The following is an 18,773-nucleotide window of genomic DNA, read 5'->3' as shown; positions in this document are numbered from 1 at the left end:
AAAGGGGAGGGTGGAGCGCGCCGGGGGGCGTGGCGCGCCCCACCCTCTAGGGTGGCCGGATCCCAGGTTCAGGGAGGGGGATCCGGCAGGGCCACGGGCATGGGCAGTTGTCCGGGTCGAGCGTGCGAACCAACGGCGCGGAGGTAGTCGCACACATCAACATCCGGCGGCAGCGGAAGGCGTTCCGGTGTCACCCGGAATGGCCGGAAACGCTCGCGCCAAAGCTGCACACCCCGGTCACCGGCGTCGTCGCCGTCGTGCGCGAGCACAACGCGCCGGCCGGTGAGCAGGCGAAGCCACAGGGTGGCGATCGCCTGCGCCCCTGGCACCCCGATCGTGGTCCAACCGCGGCAAGCCATCGCCAGCCAGTCGGTCAGACCCTCGCAAACGAAAACTCGGTCCGCCGGCCCGGACCGGTCCAGCAGGTCCAGGCCGACCGGCCACGGCCGGATCGCGGCCAGCGAACGCCACCGCTCGTGCTTGGCCACGTCGCGGCGAGTCGACCGACCCTGCAACCACACCGTCTGCCCGTCCCACCGGGCCGGAAACAGCAGACGGTGGCACCGCAACGCGAACAGACCGTGCGAGTCCACCAGCCCGGCGTCACTTGCTGCCCCCGCCGGTAGCGAGTCCAGCAAGCTCTGGATCTTGCCGAGTGCCGGGTTGGAAACCCACCGCACGCCAAGATGATGGGCAGCCTCGGCGTCAACGCCACGGGTGGCCAGGTACGCGGCGCCCGCGGTCTCCTGCAGCGGCGGGCAACAGGCCAGCACCTCGTCGTAGAGCGGAACGAAGTCCCGGCCGTTCCGCATCGGGCGCGGGGTCGCAACGACCTCATGTGCTTCTGCCCCAACGGTGTTCTGTTGCGCCTGTCGCATCAGATCTTGCCAGGCTGTTCGAAAGTCGCATCCCCGGACCTGCTGCCAGAGCGCCACCGCGTCGGCGTGGAACCCGCAGCTGAAGCAGTGCAGCCCATCGGGATAGACCGCGCACGAAGGCCGGGCGTCCCCACGTCGATGCGCCGCCGGATTCGGGCAACGAATCATCCGGCCCTCGGTCGGGATGTCCAGCAGTGCCAACACCATCGGGATGGGCACCGCTACGCGCAACAGCTTTCGTTCGACATCTGCCCATTGATCAGCCTCGGCCACCAGCAGGGTGCGAGCCTGCGCGAACGTGAGCCCAGTAGCGCGTAGGAAGTCCACTACGTCGCCACCGCGGCCGCAGTCCGCGCACCGCCAACGACGGCCCCAACCGGGAGCGAGTTCGCGTGAACATCCGGGGCAGTGGACTCGCATCGGCGGGCTGAACTTCCCGGTGTGCCGAGCCGCTGAGGCGATGCTCAGCCTGGCCAGGGCGCGACGCAGCTCTCCTTCAGTCACAACGATCCTCCTCTCCGACTTCGGCTTCCTGATCGGCCGTGAGCTTGCTGGCTCGCCTGGAGAGGTAACGCGGCAGCTGTTCGGTGGTTGGTGGCCGAACGTTGTGACGTCCGTTCCCGGGAGCCGTGGGTTGTCCGGACCCGGCCCCGGGTAACGCGGTGTGGACGCCGCTGGTTGTGCCGGCGACCGTCGCGGTGATCAGCGCCAGTCAAGACGTACGGGCCGTCCGGAGTCGGAGTCGCCGCGAGGGCCGCAACCGGGGCGCGGTTGGCGCGTTACCCCATGACCATGACCGAATCGTCTCGCGGCCGGTGCCGCGGTCAAGATGTTGGCGGCCGACGTCCAGCGCCGGCCGGGATCCGGGCGGGGGTGCGCTGGTGATGGGCGATCAGCAGAGCTGGCAGGACCTGGCGACCAGAACACGAATTCTGTCCGGTGACTGGGTCGTGCCGGTGCTGGCGGTGCTGTCCCGCGGGTCGCGGCGGTACAAGGAACTGCTCAACCAGATTCGCGCCGCCGGGCCGGAGTACGGCACTCCCTCGGGTGAGCGGACCCTCCACGAGCGGACCTTGAGCAACACGCTCAAGACCCTGGAGGCCCGCGGCCTGGTCAGCAGGCGAGAAGTGGAGCGGGGGATACCGCCGGTGGTCGTCTACGCGCTGACCGACGAGGCACGCCGGATCATCGAGACTGCGAGGTCGGCGGGCAGGTAGTTCTTCCGCTCGGTAGTCGCGCCGTGACCAGCGGCCGGTCGCCTGCCTGCCGCATCAGTGTTGACGATTGCTTCAGTTTCGATTGAAATCTATTCGGTTAGGCCAGAACCACAACCAGCCAGGAGGAAAGCCGGGAGCTGGTGTTGCCGCACTTGGCGTTTGTGATGCCGACAACAGCGGGTATGAGCTCATCCTCTTCGTCGTCACCAGCCGCTGTCCGGGAACGAGCCGTCGGTTGGCAGGTCCGTGACTGTGGAACGGTCATCCGCACCAGCGAGCCCGACCAGTCGGGCCTGCTGACCGTGCTCGGGCTGCTGTTGCTGGCCGACCACACCTTCGCCACCGAGCCGAGTCTGCGTCGGCGGCGGCAGTTGCACGAGGCTGCCCACCGGTGCGCAGCCGGACCATCCCGGCGCCCGCGTGTCGTGCTCGCGGAGCCGCTCGGGGTGGCCTGGCAGGAGCAACACGACGTCGAGCAGTGCGGTTCACGGTGCCGCGGCCGGTTGCTGCACGTGCGCGGCACCCAGCCGTCCCCGGTGACCGGCACGGTGCTGCGGCATCTCGACGCGGTGCACGCCGAACGCCTGCCCCACCCGGCGCTGTCCTGGAGCCGAGCCTGCTGGGACCGCCTGGCGGTGAGCTGGGCGAACACCGGCGCGATCGGCACGGCCATGTTCACCGTCATCCTGCCCGCCGGACACTGCTCGCCGTGAACCCGGAGCCGGACGACGGTGTCGTCGCGCCCACTGTCACCTGCGGACTGCCCGCGTCGGTACTGGCGGACCTGCGTTCGTTCTGCGCGACCAGGCCGCCATCGCCTACCACCGTGCATCCGGCCTGGCGCGGGTTGCGGGCCAAGGTCGAGCTGGCCGGCGATCAGGAGCAGCGGGACGAACCCGGAGTTCATCAGCCCGAGGTCGAGCTCAGCCTGACGGCGGTCGAGCTGGCGCTTCTGCTGAGGCTGCGGGGAGCACTGCCCAGCCTCGAGCAGCTCCGCGTCCGCAGCTGACCGCAGTGGTCGCCGCAGGCAGGGGAGCGGGCCGGGTGTCCGGGCCAGCGACCGTGTGCCCATGCCTGAACGACCGAACGACACCTCGTCCAGCGAGGACTGCCACCGGTTCGCCGAACTGCTTGTCCGCGCTTGGTATTCCGCTGGAGACGGTGGTCGCCTCGACGTCCCGTTGTCGGTCGCGTCCGCGCTGATGTTGGTGCGCCCGGCTGACATGGATGTCGCTGGGCTCAAGGACTGGCTCGGACAGCTCACGCCTGGCCCGGAGATCGCTACCCGGCTACGCCACGTCTGGCGGCGGTTTGGCCTTGGCCGACCGGACCTGTGGCCCGCGGCGCACGCCATGCTGACCTGGCTGTGGACCGACCACAATGGACAGAACCTTCGTGGTGCGCAGGCGATGGTCCAGGCCGCGATCCGTCACGGGATCATCGACTGGATCTGCGACCCAGCCCGATCCGGCGAGGCCGACCTCCTCGGCGCGCTGTGGAGCCAGTTGCACACCAGTGGTTCGCGGTCGATGACCGGCCAGTTCTTCACACCGATGGACGTGGCCGACCTGATGGTGAGCATCAGCATCCCGCCGGTCCGCCCCGGGATGACCGTGCACGATGTCGCGATCGGCACTGGTGGGCTGTTTCGCGCTGTTGCTCAACGGATGCGCGCGAGCGGGTTCGATCCCACGGGCGCCACCTGGATCGGCGTCGACGCTGATCCACTGGCCATCGCGGCCTGCGCGGTGAACGCACACCTGTGGGGCTTGGGCCGCAACGTACTCCTCGGTGTGGGCGACGTGCTCGCCGGAGACGTGCTGGAGCAGGCGGGGCGCGCACGCCGCGAGGCCATCCGCGCCCGAGACGCGGCCGTTCTGGGCGCACGGCTTCGTGCTGACCTGGCGGCCCTTGGCCTGGTGAACTCGCCATGATCCACGCTCTGCTGGAGACCCCACCCGATCGGCTTGGCGTGATCGCCCGGGACGCGGCCGCGCTCACCAACAGCGCCCGAACCGCGCAGGGAGATGAGCGAAGGTGAGTTCGGCGACCGGAGTGTTCTCGCCCAAGTGGTTCGACGAACTGTGTCGCCCGGTCCCCACCGCGGGCCGTGCCGTCATGCTCAGCTGGGGCCTGGGGCGGCACAGCAACGCGATCCTGTTGCGCTGGCTGGATGACCCGGGCAGCCGGGACTTCGGCCTCGACCAGTTGGTTGTGGTGCACGCCGTCACCGGTGATGAGTGGCCGGACTCCTTGCGGTACGCCGAAAAGCACCTTCTGCCGAAGCTGGCCCAGCACCACGTTCGCCTGGTCCAGATCGCGCGCGGAGGATTTTGTCAGCGCGAGGGCGTGACCGTGCTCAGTGACACCACGACACCCACCCGAATGTTCCGCTCCGGCCCCGTCCGGTTGTCCGCCGAGCTGACGCTGTCCGGCACTGTGCCGCTTCTCGCCGCGGGGCGGCGCACCTGCACACACAAGTGGAAGGGCTGGCCGCTGGACACCTGGGCGGCGCGGGTGCTCGGTTCGGACTACGTCCACGTCCTCGGGTTCCACGCCGGTGAAGCGCGCCGGGCGGTCCGTGACCGCTCCTACTCCACCAACGCCCGCGACCCGTACTACCCGCTGTTGAACTGGGGTTGGGACAACGCCCTCGCGGAGCAGTACCTGTTTGCCAGGACCGGCGAACCGTGCCCCGCATCCTACTGCTACTTCTGCCCCTTCTTGGTGTGCTCGGGGTCCCGGGCCGGGCACCTCGCTCGCTTCCGTCGCCACCCCGAGTTGGCGGCGCAGGCGCTGCTGATCGAACATGTGGCGATGGCACTCAACCCGCTGGCGAGGTTGTACGGTTCGACCAGCCTGCTGGAGCACCTCACTGCGGACGGCAATACCGTTGCCTTGCAGCAGTTACAGCGTCAGCTCAGTTGTGTGCCGTGGGCGGTCTACCAGGTTCGGCGTTACCTTCCGGCGGCGAAGTCGGATCCGCGCCGCGGCGGTCGGGCTGTTCGGAGCGTGCGGATCGTGAGCACGGGAACCCGTGCGCGCATGCGGAGAGCGTTGCTCCGCATGGCTGGGTGTGCTCGCCGGTGCGTCGAGGAATCGGACGGGCATCTTCGAGTCTGGACACGCCGTCGGCAGGTTGTTCTGGATCGGCACGGCGGACGCCCGCGCACGCTGTATCCCTCGGTCGAGGAGCTGTTGGTGGCCGCACCCGCGGTGGTGACGGACAAGCAACCAGGCACGTTCGAAAGCACCTGGCGGGCGGCCATTGCCGCATGAGGAGTTCAGGGGCACCTTGCCGACCGCGGGTGTGGGTCGGGTCCGCGACCGTGAGAAGCGGACCCGACCATGTTGTCCCGCAAGCGAATCGGCTATAGGCGAGGTATCGGGCCGGTGTCGGCGTACGGTGCCAGCCGGGTCGGCGCCTGGAGAAGGATGGCCAGGATGGTGCGGATGTCGCTGGCCTGGAACTCGGTGATCGGGTTGGCGTTCTGGGCTGCCGGGGTGATGCCCAGCAGTGTCGCCCCATCGGTGCCGGCGGGTTCGGCGTGCAGCAGGATCCGGGGATGCCTGCGGAAGACGGTCAGGGCCGCGGCCAACTTCCGGTGGTCCAAAGCCATCCGCCGGTTGAACGGGGCGGACATCACCACCGGGTATTCGCCGGAGTAGATCTCGGCGGCCGGTCCCTCCGAGCTGACGTCGTCGGCGACGTGCACCAGCAGCATCTGCTCGCCGTTGCGGTCGTAGAAGTCCAGCACCGCACGGGGGTGGCGGAGGGCGCCGGTGGACTCCTGACAGATCTGGCTGATCAGGCCGCCCGCACCGTCGACCTCGACGGTGACCGTGCTGGCGCTGGCCAGGCAATGTCGCAGGCGGTGGATCTTCTGGGTGATCCCGGCGTTGTCGACCTTGGTGAGCGGCAGCATGAACTCGTACGGGTCGGCGCGCAGGATCAGGCACTGCCGGTCCACGGAGTTGGACAGCATCGTGCGGATCTCCATCACCCCGGGCGCCCGGTCGACCACCTTGCTGATCCGGGCCGCTGCCCGGCCGAGGAGCATCCCGAAGGACTCCGTGAGCCAGCCGGCCATGGTCGGTGCCTGCGGCAGTGGGAAGTCCACGGCGGTGGCCTCGAACCGGCTGAGCCAGGCCTCCAGCCGCAGTTGGCTGGCCTCCAGGGTCAGCCACACCGCCCGAGGTCGGTCGCTGGTCAGGTCCTCGTGCTGGCGGACCTGCCCGATGAGGCTGGCCACCAGGTCCGGGGTCAGCGGCACCGAGAACACCGGGTCGCTGGGGCCCGAGGTGACGGTGCGCAGGGCGTTGTCCTCGGTCACCGCCATCGCCGCCGCTTGCCGGACGCGGATGGTGCGCCCGGTGTCGGTGCGGAACACCACCTGGACGCACCCGGCCGCCGGGGTAGCCGTCAGTTCCAGGTCGGCCGCCGCGGCGGGACGTTTGGTCAGCAGGTCGGCCAGCGGCAGGGTGGCGACCCAGGCCTGGCCCGGCTCGTCGACCGCGGCGGTGACCGAGATCTGGGCGAGCACATAGGGTTCGTTTTCCGCCGCGCGCAGTGTGAACCTGCCGTTGCCCGCGGACATGCAGACGAACCCACCGCGAACCGGACAGGCCGGATCGTGCACGGTCCGCCCGGCCATCAGCTCCAGGTCCCCGATGCAGCTGGCCAGCGCGCCGGCCTGGGTGGAGGTCAAGGTCACCTTCATCGTCGTCTCCTTGGCGGTCATCCCGCCCGCGCGGAGACGGCGGCTGCCCAGTTCGCCGGTGCGGCGGCTGGGTGCCGCCGCCGGGAACGGGCCGGAGGAGTGGACTTCGGGAGTGGTGCCTTCGCTGTTCAGTTGTGGTGCCGGGGCAGGTAACGCCGTCCCGGCCGAGGTGGCCGCCGCGGCGTTACCTCACCGGCCATGCCTGCCCGCACCGGCATCAACGTCTCGGTGTGTGCGGCGATCCGTGCGAACCGCCAGCGTCTCGGCCTGACCCAGTCGGCGCTGGCCCGCCGCAGCCGCCTCGCCCGCAGCACGATCCGCACCGCCGAGCACCCACCACCGGGATGGCGGCCAACCCACCGGGTCGCCGTCGCACTGATCAACGCCTTGGACCTGCCTGCGGAAGTGGCCGCCGCCCTGCTGGGTGCGGCCCGTCCTCCGCCGGGCCGGCAGGGGAGCGGGCCGGGTCTGTCCGGAGTGGACAGTTCTGAACCCCACGACCGCGGTTGACGAAGGGACACCCCGCCATGGCGCCACCTTCACGGCGATCACCCCGCCGCCAGCCTCGTCCCCTGAGCCACCGAGCGGTCCTGGGGTGCTGGACCGAGCACGCGGCCTGCGGGCCGTGGCACCGTCCCCGCGGTCTCGAACCCGGTGACTGGCAGCCCGACCAGCTCGGCGCGCGCACCGAGCTGGCGATCGAGGTCTGTGCTGCCTGCCCGGTGCGTGGGCAGTGCCTGCGCCACGCGATGACCACCGGCGAGCCCGTCGGCATCTGGGGCGGCCTCCACCCAGAGCAACGGCGGCACGTTACCTAGCTCGCGGCACCCGCCGCCGGCCTTCCCTTCTCGCTCAGGGAGTGCGCATGACCATCCACAGTGCGGCCCGCGCCCGGCGACGGGCACTGCTCATCGACCTGGACACCTTGACCATCGAGGACGGCGTGCGAGCCTCTGCCGCCCTGCTCCGGTCTCGCCTGGAAGCCGTGCTGGCTGCCGCGGGTGCCGTTGAGCACGTCCTGGCCGCCGCGCATCCGGCCACCCTCGCGCGGTACCTGCCCGAGCTGGTGGCGCTGCACCTGCCGGTGGCCTGTGCGCGAACCCGCGGCGCCACCTCGATCCTGCTGGACCGCGCCTGGCACCTGGTGGGCATCGGCTACACCGAGATCGTGCTGGCCACCGGGCACCACCGGTTCAGCGCCCTGTGCGAACACCCCGCGCTGACCACCAGCACCGTCTGCGCACCGCCCAAGACGCTGGCCGCGACGCTCCGGAGACGCGCGTCCCACGTCGTCATCCTGCACTGACCGCGATCAGCGGGGGAGCGGCGCGGGCCCGGGACCCGTGCAGGCTGCTGGACGGACCAGAAGCCAACCGAAGGACCGGTGCCCGATGACCGCCCTCCGCCAGCGCGTTGCGCGCCCGCGAATCCGCCCGCGGCGACCGAAGCCGCTGCTGCCCGCCCGTGTCCCCCGATCGATGTGGCTGGCCGAACGACGCCAGGGCATCGGCGGCTCCGACGCACTCGCCGTGCTGGGCCTGCACCCGGCCGTGAGCGCCTACGAAGTGTGGGCGGACAAGCTGAACCTGTTGCCGCCCAAGGTGGAAACCGCGCCGATGAGATGGGGCCGGCTGCTGGAGCCGGTCATCGCCACCTACTTCGCCGCCACCCGCGACATCCCCGTCCGCCGCGCCGGGCTCTTCGCCCACGCCGAACACCACTGGATGCGCTACACCCCCGACCGGCTCACCGGCGACGGCGGCCTGCTCGAGGTGAAGACCACCTCGGCCTTCCGGGCTGAGGACTGGGCCGACGGCGCCATTCCCGAGGCCGCCGAAGCGCAGGCACGGCACGGCATGGCGGTGCTCGACCGCGGCCACGCCTGGATCATCGCCCTGATCGGCGGCCAGCGCCCGGTCATCCGCCGCATCACCCGCGATCTGGAGCTGGAGGCCAACCTGATCGCGGTCGAGGAGTCCTTCTGGCACCAGCACGTCCTGGCCCGCCGACCACCAGACCCGGACGGTTCGGCCTCCTGCGCCCGCACGCTCTACCAGCTCTACCGCGAGGCCCAGGCCGAGCTCCGGGTCGAGCTCGACGAGCATGACCTCGGCGTGCTGGAGGAACTGATCGCCCTCAAGGAGCAGGCCAAGGCGCTGCGCGGATCCATCGCCGAACTGGAGAACTGGATCAAGCACCGCCTCGGGCCAGCCGAGACCGGCATCCACCTCGGCCGCCCGCTCGTGCAGTGGCGGGAAACCCGCCGCGCCGAGCACACGGTCGCGGCCACCCACTACCGGCAACTCCGCATCCTGCGCCAGGAGAGCTGAGATGGGAACGTCGCCGCAACGCCTCCGTGACAAGATCGCCAAGGTCGCCGCCGAACTCCCGGCAGGAGACACCCACGAGGAGCCGGCAGCCCGGCCGCAACCCGCGGTCGAGTTGCTGGAGGCCAAGACCGAACTGCTCGCGCAGGCCTCCACCGAGGACTTCGCCCGCCAGCTCGTCCGAGACGCCATGACCAACCTGCGCACCACCAACAACCTGGCCAAGGCCGAACCGAACTCGGTGCTCGGCGCGGTGATGACCTGCGCCCAACTGCGGCTTCGCCCGCTCAATGGCCGCGCCTGGATCCTGCCGTTCTGGGACTCCGCCGCCGAGCTGTACCGCGCCACCGTGGTCGTCGGCTACCGCGGCCTCATCGACCTGGCCTACCGCTCCGGGTTCGTGCGCACCATCACCGCCCGCGCCGTCCGCCAGGGCGAGACCTTCGACATCGACTACGGCACCGGCACGGTCATCCACAAGCCGCTGCTGACCGGTCGCCCCGGACCCGCCTACGGCTACTACGCCACAGTCGAGTACCTCACCGGCGGCCGCTACCCGCTCTACCTCACCCGGGAGCAGATCGAGGACCACCGAGACCGGCACGCCCGTGCCCGCGACCAGCGCGACCAGCTCATCGGTCCGTGGCGCACCGACTTCGACGCCATGGCCCGCAAGACCCCGCTGCGCCTGCTCCTCGGCGACGTCCCGGCTGAGGCCACCAGTCAGCCCCTGGCCACGGCCCTGGCCATCGACGGCCGTCTGAGGGTCGACCTCACACCCGAGGCCGACCCGGCCGCCGTCTCCCACCAGGTCGACCGCGCCGTGACCGGGTCCACGCCGGAGGAGAAGGCCGTGTGACCGCGGTGCCAACCACGCAGAGCCCGTCGCGTTACCTACCGCTGCCCATCCCGGGACACGTGGAGGTCCAGCATGCTCGGCGACACCATGATCACCGTGACCGGCGAGCTCACCGCCGATCCGGAACTCCGGAGCACCCACGGCGGCACCACGGTCTGCAACTTCACCGTCACCTCGCCACGCCGCCGCTACGACCGCGAGAGCGGAGACTGGCAACCGGGCGTCCCACTCATCCTGCGCTGCACCGTCTGGCGCGCCCAGGCGGGCAACCTCGTCGCCTCCCTGCGTGCGGGCGACCGGCTGCTGGTGCACGGCCGCCTCCGCCCGCGGACCCTCACCACCAGCGACGGCAGCACCCGCACCGCACTGGAAGTCGAGGTCATCGAGTGCGGGCCCTCGCTGCTGCAGGCCACCGCCGTCCCGGCACCCAGCCAGGAGCCGGACGAACCGGACCTCGACGCGACCGAGGAGGCATGACCGCCGTGCGACACCGCGCCGACGACCCTCCATCGCTACGGCCTGGGGGCGGGACTTCACCGTCCACAGGGGACCAACTCGCCTTCTCCCGGCTACCGGCTGAGTGGCGGCGCGCGCTTGCCGAGTCCGAGCTCGACGAGGACCAGGCACGACACGTCATGCTCGCCCTCGCCGACCGGTTCGGGATCGCCCTGGTGCACTGGACTCGAGTCGACATCCAGGCCCGTCTCGTCACCGATCCCGGTGGTCCCGAACGCGAGCTGACCCCGCGCGAGTGGGAGCGGGTGACCCGCACCGAGGCCTGGGGCATGCTGCCGGTGCTGGCCGAGGACGCCGTCGCCGACAGCGGCCAACTGTTGCTGGCCATCCGGCAGGCCGGGCTGGAGTGCTACGGCTGCGGCCGCGCACTGCCCGCCGACCGGTCCCTGCCCCTCACCTGGGGCCTGTGCGACCACTGCCGGGCCCAGACCAGTGTGGGCGAGATCCTGCGCGCCGGCTGCGTTGCCCAGCTCGACGGCGACCACGAGCGCCTTGGCGACCACTGCCGCCGCTGCGGCGTTCCCATGCCCGCCAACGAGAAGAGGGCCCGATGAGCTTCCGGCCGCTGACGGTCTGGACGGTCCAGTGCGGCGGGCTTCAGCAGCACGGCCCGTGTGTTGAGCGGCTGTACTGGCTGGACACCGAGGACAAGCTGGTACGCGCCCAGTTGGACGAACCGAAGTTGTCCGCGTCCCAGGTCCGCTGGCTCAACACGGCCGGCTGGATGGTCCTGCCCGACGGCCGCCACCGGTGCCCGGGCCACGTGGCCATGGCCGAGCACTTGGTGCAGGCGGCATTCGAGGGGCCATCTTTCAACGAGCGGCGGTTGCGCTGACCGCCGGGTAGGGGAGCGGCCGCGAACCGAAAATCTCGCAAGGTCTTTGTCGGACAACGGATTCAGTCCGTCCGAAGTGGACCTCAGGAGTCGAGATGACCGAACAGACCCGTCCCATGACCATCATCGACCTGGACCCCGGTGCCCTGCTGCGGCATCCGGCCAACCGGGTCGTCACCGACGAACGACTCACCGAACTGCAGGCCAGCATGAGCACCGAGCTCAAGCTGCTCCAGCCACCCGTGGTCGTGCCCGCCGAGGACGGCGGACACCGCATCATCGTTGGGCAGAACCGGGTACAAGCCGCGGAAACCCTCGGCTGGCCCACCGTGCCGTGCATCCTCCGCGAAGACCTCACCGATGCCTTGGCCCTGCTCGCCGTGCGCGAGGACAACGAGACCCACGAGCACTTCAGCACCGCCGAGCGCGCCGCCATCGACGCCGAACTCGCTCTGTTCCCCGAGTTCGACACCCCGGCCAAGCTCGCCAATGCGACCCGGCGCAAGCCCAAGCAGGTCGAAGGATCCCTGGCGGTACACCAACTAGGCCCGAAGGCCGCCCGCGCGGTGGACGACCAGCAACTCAGCCTCGACGACGTCCTGGAACTCAGCGCGCTCAACGAGATCGAACCGGGCCTCGCGCAGAAGCTCCTCGACGCCTACCGCCAGAGCCATCAGATCCGCTTCGCGATGGCCGACGCCCGGCGGAAGCACCAGCGCGCCCGGTTGTACGCCGAAGCAGAACAGCGGCTCACCGCCGAAGGAGTAGCCGTTGTGCGAGAACCGCCGGGATTCCCGTACTCCAGCGCGGTCGCACCACTGAGAGACCTGCGGACCGCCGACGGCGCGGAGATCGACGCCGAAGCGGTCCGGACGAAGGACGGCTTCGCCGCCATCATCGACTTCGTGCACCCGGTCGACAGCGCCCGCATCACCTACGTCTGCCTGGATCCGGAAGCCAAGGGATATCAGCGGATCGCCGGCTCGTACCGCACCCGGGATCAACTGGAGGAGTTCGAACAGCGGCGCGCCCGTAGAGACGAGCGGCGCGAGCAACTGGCCACCGCCGCCGAGGTCCGCGCCAAGTGGCTGACCCGCAACCTGGCCACCCAGGCCAAGGCCGCGGCCTGGCTCGACGACATCCTGCGCGTCATCGCGCTGCACCAGGTCGACCTGCACGACTCCGAAATGGCCGACCGCCTCTGCAGCCCGCCGTCCGCGGGCGGTCCGGTCCCAGCCCGCAAAGCCGCGCACCGGGTGGTCGCCATGACCGTGGTCGACCTGCACGAGGTAGCCAGTTCGCCGGAGACCAGCAGCACGGCCGAGGTGGTCGAGGAGTTCTACCGGCTGCTGCTCGCCCACGGCTGCTCGCCCACCGACGTCGAAGCCGACCACTACCAGCGCTGCCAACAGCTGAACCATCCGGAAGCAGAGCAGGACGGCGCACACGAACTCGCGCCTCCAATGGCCAGCTGACCCAACTGCGCCAGGCCGCCTGAGGGGCATGCGCCAGCCCGCCCGCAGTCCAACCAGCTCGATTGTCCCGCGTTACCTCAGCGGTTGAGCCGAGCTCCAACTTCACCACGGCTACCAGAAAGCCCGTCCCACATCGGTGACATCGGGCCACACCTGCGGCGCACGCCGCCCAGACAACGAGGAAAACCAAGTGGCACAACACCTTTCCTATCGTCCACTTCGCAGGGCCTTCCTGATCGCCCTGGTCACGTCAACCAGCGTCGCCACCGCGGGCACGGTGCTCGCGGACGAACCGGACCAGGCCATCGCCTGCGAGTACAAGGTCACCGGGTCCGGCACCGGAGGCTGGAACAGCCCGCAGTTCCACGGCGGGGAGATGCCGACCACCTACTACTGGCCCCACGCCCGGGTCTGGGGCGCGCCCGGATCGAGCTGGAACCCGAGAGCCGGCGTGGCGGTCAAGCACCTCAACGCCAGTGGCGGGTACTGGGTCCGGGCCGAGCGACTTCAGCGGACCGCGGCGAAGTGCCTTCCCCTGTGATCACCGAGTGGTGATCGTCGGCTGAGAACCGTGCCGCCTGGCAGTGGACGTGCTGTCAGGCGGCATTGCCGATGCCGGGCCCTCTTCGTGCCCCGAGCAGTAACCGCTCAATGGAGTGAAGACCGCAGTGGTGTACGGAACGAGCGTTGCGATGCGGCCATTTGACTTGTCGTGGGTGACGTTGAGGATTGCCTCGCCCACATCGCACCACTGCCGGATAGTCCCGGCGGAACCTGTCGGCCGAGACAGTGCGCCGGGTTGCCTCCTTCCGGGCCGAACGGTGGCAGGGCTAGGCGCGATGGCAGCAAACGTGCCGACACGAGGCTTGCTCTGAGGACGCCGTACGATGCCGGGCCTGTGCTCGTGCGTGGTGCTGGGTGGCCAAGCACGGCTGAGGAGCCGCGGAGCACCGGATGGCCCATACCGCGCTGGTACGCCCGGCTGCTCAACTACACGGCCTTGGTGGCCTCTCTTCGGAGGGGCATCTCTTTCTGGACATCGTGTAGAAACCGCCCTGCGAGACCAAGACGTTGACCAGCATGGCGGTGGTCAATGTCCTGGCGCCCCATGCCGATCGGCTGTTCCCACCAGAGACCACGCCGAACGGGGACGCGACAAGTGGCTGCCGGCGCTCACGCTTGGAGCCTGTCGCGTCCCGGCATGGTTTCGGCTGGGTGGGGCCGTCAGAGATTCGGCGCGGGTACCAGCTCGGTCAGCGGTACGTCATCCGGCTTCTCCCAGTTGATATCGAAACTGTTGAGCCGCATGGATCCTAGCTCCATGTCCACACCGGGTGACTTGTTCCCGGCCCGGCTGATCATCTCTTCGATCCGGTGGTGGCGATCGGCGTGCAGGTAATAGAAGGCGTCCAGATAGTGGTGCTCACGAAGCATTCTCGCGAGGTACATCGCATCTTCGAGGGCGAAGGTGGTGCCCGTTCCCGTGACGGGCTGGACCGGATGCGCCGCGTCCCCGATCAGAGCCACTCTGCCGCAGGACCACGCGGGCAGAGGGGACAGCGTGAAGACCTGGGTGGGCGCGAGTTTGCTGGAGGCGGCGACGATGTCCGCAGCTACCGGTGAGCGCCTGCGCAGGAGATCATCGAGTTCCCGCAGCAGGATCCCGCGGTCGAGCAGCTCGAAGTTCTTGGCCGGTATCTTCCGGTCTGTCGGGCCTCCGAGCAGCCACGTGACATTGCGTGAAGCTTGTGGGTCGTCCCGGTAGGCCATGAACAGCGCGTCAGCGAGGTCCACCATCAATCCCGCCCCGCGAGCCAGTGCCGCGCCCGGCGCCGGGTCGAGCCTCTGGATGTCGGAATGGCCGTAAACGGCCCATTCCTGGGAGTGAAGCAGCCGTGCTTCGGGGAAAATGCAGGTGCGGGTGACCGAACCGCGACCGTCCGCGCCGACCAGCAGGCCGCCCTCTGCCTGAGTTCCGTCGGTGAACGAGGCCAGCACCGACTCCGGGCCCTGCCGCAGTGTGTGCAGGCGCTTGCCGTAGCGAAGCTCGATTCCCGGCGACGTGCCTCTCTCTCGAGGATGTCCGTCAGTGTCGGCCGGTCGATACACCGGTTGGCTACGCCGTACTCCTCCCAGTTGTCCGGTAGGTAGTGCACCTGCGCGCCGGGGTGACTTTCTATGGTGAAAAGCCGAGAGGGCATCGGGTGACTGTGTCGCATCACCTCTTCCCCGAGACCGATATCGGCCAAGACTTGGAGGCCGGAGTCCCTGATCACGAAGCTGATCCCCGCGTCCGCATGGTCTGGTTGCGCCTCGTAGACCGCGGCCCGCACGCCAGCCCTGTCCAAGCAGATAGCGGCGGTGAGGCCGGCGACCCCGGCGCCGATGACCACCACCTGGTCGGTCTTGCTCATGGTCCTCCTGTCCAGCGCGTTCTCGCGCCCGATCCGTATGACAACATGTCCCCCACGACCGCGCAAGACAAAATCCTCTCATGTAAGATAGATTTGTCTTACGCCGCGTTCCGGAGGGAGCGGGGCATCAGCGGCGCCGCGGCTCGGGCTGCGGTGTGGACGGATCGAAAGGGGATGGGGCAACGGGTCCTGCGGGACACCGCGCCCCGACTAGCGATGACCAGTGCGCCATCGGACAGCATGCTGCTCGCCGCAGCCGACTTCCTCGGCAGAAGGCCGAACGCTACCTACGACGAGATCGCCAAAGCGGCCGGCGTCAGCCGGGCCACCCTGCACCGGTACTTCCCCAGACGCGAGGACCTGCTGAAGGCACTGGTGCGTAACGCTGCCAAGAAGATGAAGGAGGCGCTGATCACCGCCGATCTGGACAAAGGAGACTGCACCTCCGCGGTCCGGCGCCTAGTCGCCGCATCCGTGGAGCACGCTCCCTACTTGGCGCTGTTGTACACCTTGAGCCAGGACGATCTCCCAGCCTCCGAATACCCGATCTGGGAGCAGATCGACCAGGCCGTCACCGAGCTCTTCGAACGCGGCCAGAGCTCAGGGGAGTTCACCACCCGGCTGACCGCGCCGTGGATGGCCGAGGCGTTGTTCAGCCTCGTGGCCGGCGCGGTCTGGGCGGTGCGCAGCGGCCGGTGCGCCCAGCGCGACTTCGCGCACATGGTCACCCAGATGGTGCTCTCCGGCGCCGGCAACCAGCGAGAAAGCACGTAGCCACGAAATGACTTCCACCTCCGCCCCCGCGGGCAAGGCCACCGGCCTGCGCTGGCTCGGTGTGAGCCTGTTGGTCCTGACCATCCTGCTGGTCATGATCGACAACACCGTGCTGGCCCTGGCCATGCCCTTCATCAGCAAGGACCTCGACGCGACCGCCGCACAGGTGCTGTGGATCGGCGACGTGTACTCCTTCGTGCTCGCCGGCCTACTGGTGAGCGCGGGCACCCTCGGCGATCGCATCGGCCGCAAGAAACTGTTGCTGATCGGCGCCTCCATCTTCGGACTGGCCTCCATAGTGGCCGCCTACGCGCCGACCGCGGAGGCACTCATCGGCGCCCGCGCCCTGCTGGGTGTGGGTGGGGCGACGCTGATGCCGTCCACCCTCGCCCTGATCCGCACCCTGTTCTCGAATCCGACTGAGCGTCGCACGGCAATCGGCATCTGGACCGCGGCCGCGCTCGGCGGCGGCGCGCTGGGCCCGCTCGTCGGCGGGGTCCTGCTGGAGCATTTCTGGTGGGGATCGGTGTTCCTCATCAACGTCCCGGTGGTGCTGTTGCTGATCCCGGCCGGGGCCGTGTTGCTGCCTGAGGCCAAGAATCCGGATCCAGGGCCGTGGGACCTGTGCAGCGTCGCCCTGTCGATGGTCGGCATGATCGGCGTGGTCTATGCGGTGAAGGATGCCGTCGCGCACGGCGTACGCCCCGCCGTGGCGGTGGCGGCCGCCGTGGGTGTGGCAGCTCTGTGGCTGTTCGTCAGGCGGCAGCGGAAACTTCCCCGGCCGCTGATCGACATTGACCTGTTCCGTAACCGCGCCTTCGTCGGCGTGATCGGCGCGAACATGCTTTCGGTGTTCGGGATGTCGGGTCTGATGTACTTCGTCTCCCAGTACTTCCAACTGGTCCTGGGATACAGCCCTCTCATGGCCGGCCTGGCGGGTCTGCCGGGTACGGCTGGGGCCATCGTGGTCAGTCTTCTTGCGGGCGTTCTCCTCGCGCGCATCTCACCGCGCGCCGTCCTGGCCGGCGGCCTGGTGCTCATGGGGGTGGGCACGATCCCGATGGCGTTGCTGACTCCGACCACCAGCTACCTGATCCTTGCGGTGTCCATGGTTGTGATCGGCGTCGGCATGGCCCTGGTATACACCACCGCCAACGACATCATCCTGTCCAGCGTGCCCAAAGAGAAAGCCGGGGCGGCCGCCGCGATCTCCGAAACCGGCTACGAACTCGGCATGGCATTGGGCATCGCCACACTCGGCTCCATCGTGACGGCCTTCTACCAAAGTGTCCGCCTGCCAGCGGGAACATCGGAAGACCTCGCGCGCGTCGCACGTGACTCTCTGGCCAACGCCGTGCAGGTCTCCCAAGGCATGCCCGCGGCGCAGGGACAGCAGCTGCTGGCATCGGCGCAGGAAACCTTCACCTCTGGGCTCGCCGTTGCCGCTGGCGTCGGAGCAGTCCTCCTTCTCGGAGCGTCGCTGCTTGCCTGGATCCTGCTCAAACACCTACCGACCAGCTAGAACGAAACTACGCCCGCTCAATGACGCGAGAGCGCAAGACTGGAGGACTAATGAGCAAGACCGACCACGTGGTGGTCATCGGTGCGGGGGTTGCCGGGCTCGCGGCGGCCGTGAGCCTCGACATGGCCGGCGTGCGGGCCACTGTCTACGATGCGCGGCCTGACCACACGGACGCGGGGGTCAGCTTCCTGATCCGGGACTCTGGCCTGCAGGTCCTGGACGAAATCGGCCTTCTGGACGAGGTGATCCGGCACAGCTACACGATGCCCTCACGGTTCTTCACCGCCGATCCCTCCGGGGCAGAGTTGGAGTACGGGCACGACAACTGGGAGGAGTTCGGCCCGGCCAGCAGGTCTCTCAGCCGGGCGACACTGCTGGACATTCTCGCAAAGGAGGCGCGACGCCGGGGAATCGAGATTCGCTTCGGTAAACGCTTGCATTCCCTGCGGCAGCATCCGCAGTTCGTGGTCGCCTCGTTCACTGACGGCTCGCAGGCTGAGAGCGATCTGCTGATCGGGGCAGACGGACGCGGCTCGGCAGTCCGCGCCTGCGTCTTCCCGCAGGTACCGCTACAGCACACGGGCGGATGGCACATCTACGGACACGCCAACACCGACGGTTCCGACACCGCAGCGTGTGCGGCACTGGAGCAGGGGGAAGGATGGCTGGAGTCCTTTGCTGGCGTGATTTTCATGGCCTACCGGGACGACCCGTTCGACTCGCGCAAAGTCACCTGGTCGCTCAGCGGCACAACGGACCGCAAGATCCCGGCCAAGAGCTTCGAGCTGCTCGAGAGCGGGGTACTGCTGAAGAACTTGGAAACCAGCGTGCGCAACCACTCGCTCGCTCTTGCGGATTTTGTGGCCGCCTCCACCCGGATCGCGCCCACCCAGGTCCTCACCCTTCCCTCGCTGCCCGCGTGGTCCAGTGGACGGGTGGCGCTGATCGGAGACGCGGTACACCCGATCCAGCCCATCACCGGTACCGGCGCCAGCTTCGCCCTCGAGGACGGGATCTACCTCGCGAAAATGCTTCGCGAGCACCAATACCTCGACGCCTTCTACTACCTGCACGCCGATCGCCACCACCGGATCCACGAGATGAACACCCGGGTCGACTTCACTCAGGCCACTACTTCCATGGAGCCGGACATCATGCGACTCGACCATTTCGACGTCCACTGGGATCAGGCAGACGAGGTCGGCCTGCCGGACTTGGTACCCACGAAATCCTGA

21 protein-coding genes and 1 pseudogene are annotated in these 18,773 nt (G+C 68.9%); 18 read left to right on the top strand and 4 right to left on the bottom strand.

Features of this window, described 5'->3' with window-relative positions:
• Positions 1-68: 68 nt before the first annotated feature.
• A complete protein-coding gene (locus M8C13_RS32755) occupies positions 69-1,205 on the bottom strand; it encodes a toprim domain-containing protein (protein ID WP_252484638.1) in 1,137 nt (378 codons plus the stop codon).
• Positions 1,206-1,762: 557 nt separating this feature from the next.
• On the opposite strand from M8C13_RS32755, the gene M8C13_RS32750 reads away from it, so the two are divergent.
• From M8C13_RS32750 to M8C13_RS32730, 5 genes are all read left to right on the top strand, one after another.
• Positions 1,763-2,095, top strand: coding sequence for a helix-turn-helix domain-containing protein (locus tag M8C13_RS32750; protein WP_252484637.1), 333 nt, complete (start codon positions 1,763-1,765; stop codon positions 2,093-2,095).
• Between the two features lie 302 nt (positions 2,096-2,397).
• A complete protein-coding gene (locus tag M8C13_RS32745; RefSeq protein WP_252484636.1) occupies positions 2,398-2,808 on the top strand; it encodes a hypothetical protein in 411 nt (136 codons plus the stop codon).
• Positions 2,805-3,104, top strand: a complete 300-nt coding sequence (locus tag M8C13_RS32740) for a hypothetical protein (RefSeq protein ID WP_252484635.1) — start codon at positions 2,805-2,807, stop codon at positions 3,102-3,104. The genes M8C13_RS32745 and M8C13_RS32740 overlap by 4 nt, the downstream gene beginning before the upstream one ends.
• 61 nt (positions 3,105-3,165) lie before the next feature.
• Positions 3,166-4,029 carry an N-6 DNA methylase gene (locus M8C13_RS32735; protein WP_252484634.1) on the top strand — a complete coding sequence of 288 codons (864 nt, stop codon included), beginning with the start codon at positions 3,166-3,168 and terminating at the stop codon, positions 4,027-4,029.
• Between the two features lie 103 nt (positions 4,030-4,132).
• A complete protein-coding gene (locus M8C13_RS32730) occupies positions 4,133-5,374 on the top strand; it encodes a hypothetical protein (RefSeq protein WP_252484633.1) in 1,242 nt (413 codons plus the stop codon).
• Between the two features lie 92 nt (positions 5,375-5,466).
• Here the strand turns inward: M8C13_RS32730 and M8C13_RS32725 are convergent, their stop codons facing one another.
• Positions 5,467-6,816, bottom strand: a complete 1,350-nt coding sequence (locus tag M8C13_RS32725) for a hypothetical protein (protein WP_252484632.1) — start codon at positions 6,814-6,816, stop codon at positions 5,467-5,469.
• 198 nt (positions 6,817-7,014) lie between these two features.
• Between M8C13_RS32725 and M8C13_RS32720 the strand changes: the two genes are divergently transcribed.
• The 10 genes from M8C13_RS32720 to M8C13_RS32675 all read left to right on the top strand — a co-directional run bounded on the left by M8C13_RS32720 (position 7,015) and on the right by M8C13_RS32675 (position 13,369).
• Positions 7,015-7,326, top strand: a complete 312-nt coding sequence (locus tag M8C13_RS32720) for a helix-turn-helix transcriptional regulator (protein WP_252484631.1) — start codon at positions 7,015-7,017, stop codon at positions 7,324-7,326.
• 17 nt (positions 7,327-7,343) lie between these two features.
• Entirely contained in the window at positions 7,344-7,634 is a 291-nt protein-coding gene (locus M8C13_RS45875) for a WhiB family transcriptional regulator (RefSeq protein WP_374213228.1), read from the top strand.
• Positions 7,635-7,681: 47 nt separating this feature from the next.
• On the top strand, positions 7,682-8,122 hold the full coding sequence (locus tag M8C13_RS32710; RefSeq protein WP_252484629.1) for a hypothetical protein: 441 nt from the start codon (positions 7,682-7,684) through the stop codon (positions 8,120-8,122).
• Positions 8,123-8,207: 85 nt separating this feature from the next.
• The gene (locus M8C13_RS32705) at positions 8,208-9,146 is read left to right on the top strand and encodes a YqaJ viral recombinase family protein (RefSeq protein WP_252484628.1); all 939 of its coding nucleotides are present in this window, start codon (positions 8,208-8,210) and stop codon (positions 9,144-9,146) included.
• Position 9,147: 1 nt separating this feature from the next.
• Entirely contained in the window at positions 9,148-10,002 is an 855-nt protein-coding gene (locus M8C13_RS32700) for a recombinase RecT (protein ID WP_252484627.1), read from the top strand.
• Between the two features lie 72 nt (positions 10,003-10,074).
• Positions 10,075-10,479, top strand: coding sequence for a single-stranded DNA-binding protein (gene ssb, locus M8C13_RS32695; protein ID WP_252484626.1), 405 nt, complete (start codon positions 10,075-10,077; stop codon positions 10,477-10,479).
• Positions 10,476-11,072 carry a hypothetical protein gene (locus tag M8C13_RS32690; protein ID WP_252484625.1) on the top strand — a complete coding sequence of 199 codons (597 nt, stop codon included), beginning with the start codon at positions 10,476-10,478 and terminating at the stop codon, positions 11,070-11,072. Before ssb ends, M8C13_RS32690 begins: the two co-directional genes overlap by 4 nt.
• Complete coding sequence (locus tag M8C13_RS32685) at positions 11,069-11,353, top strand: hypothetical protein (protein WP_252484624.1); 285 nt, start codon at positions 11,069-11,071, stop codon at positions 11,351-11,353. The genes M8C13_RS32690 and M8C13_RS32685 overlap by 4 nt, the downstream gene beginning before the upstream one ends.
• Before the next feature lie 95 nt (positions 11,354-11,448).
• Positions 11,449-12,828, top strand: a complete 1,380-nt coding sequence (locus tag M8C13_RS32680) for a ParB N-terminal domain-containing protein (protein ID WP_252484623.1) — start codon at positions 11,449-11,451, stop codon at positions 12,826-12,828.
• A 190-nt stretch (positions 12,829-13,018) separates the two neighbouring features.
• Positions 13,019-13,369 (top strand): hypothetical protein, encoded by a 351-nt coding sequence (locus M8C13_RS32675; protein ID WP_252484622.1) that lies wholly within the window; start codon positions 13,019-13,021, stop codon positions 13,367-13,369.
• Positions 13,370-14,052: 683 nt separating this feature from the next.
• Here M8C13_RS32675 and M8C13_RS32670 read toward each other — a convergent pair.
• Both M8C13_RS32670 and M8C13_RS45870 read right to left on the bottom strand, forming a co-directional pair.
• On the bottom strand, positions 14,053-14,826 hold the full coding sequence (locus M8C13_RS32670) for an FAD-dependent monooxygenase (RefSeq protein WP_252484621.1): 774 nt from the start codon (positions 14,824-14,826) through the stop codon (positions 14,053-14,055).
• Positions 14,827-14,963: 137 nt separating this feature from the next.
• A pseudogene (locus M8C13_RS45870) lies at positions 14,964-15,242 on the bottom strand (FAD-dependent oxidoreductase); the annotation flags it as partial.
• A 240-nt stretch (positions 15,243-15,482) separates the two neighbouring features.
• Here M8C13_RS45870 and M8C13_RS32665 point away from each other — a divergent pair.
• From M8C13_RS32665 to M8C13_RS32655, 3 genes are read left to right on the top strand one after another with little or no spacing between them, the layout of a single operon-like run.
• On the top strand, positions 15,483-16,016 hold the full coding sequence (locus tag M8C13_RS32665) for a TetR/AcrR family transcriptional regulator (protein ID WP_252484620.1): 534 nt from the start codon (positions 15,483-15,485) through the stop codon (positions 16,014-16,016).
• 7 nt (positions 16,017-16,023) lie between these two features.
• Positions 16,024-17,538, top strand: a complete 1,515-nt coding sequence (locus M8C13_RS32660) for an MFS transporter (RefSeq protein ID WP_252484619.1) — start codon at positions 16,024-16,026, stop codon at positions 17,536-17,538.
• Positions 17,539-17,588: 50 nt separating this feature from the next.
• Positions 17,589-18,773, top strand: a complete 1,185-nt coding sequence (locus M8C13_RS32655; protein WP_252484618.1) for an NAD(P)/FAD-dependent oxidoreductase — start codon at positions 17,589-17,591, stop codon at positions 18,771-18,773.

Source organism: Crossiella sp. SN42 (genome assembly GCF_023897065.1).
Taxonomy (GTDB): domain Bacteria; phylum Actinomycetota; class Actinomycetes; order Mycobacteriales; family Pseudonocardiaceae; genus Crossiella.
The sequence above is the reverse complement of the archived record's forward strand: the minus strand, read 5'-3'. Positions and strand labels throughout refer to the sequence as shown.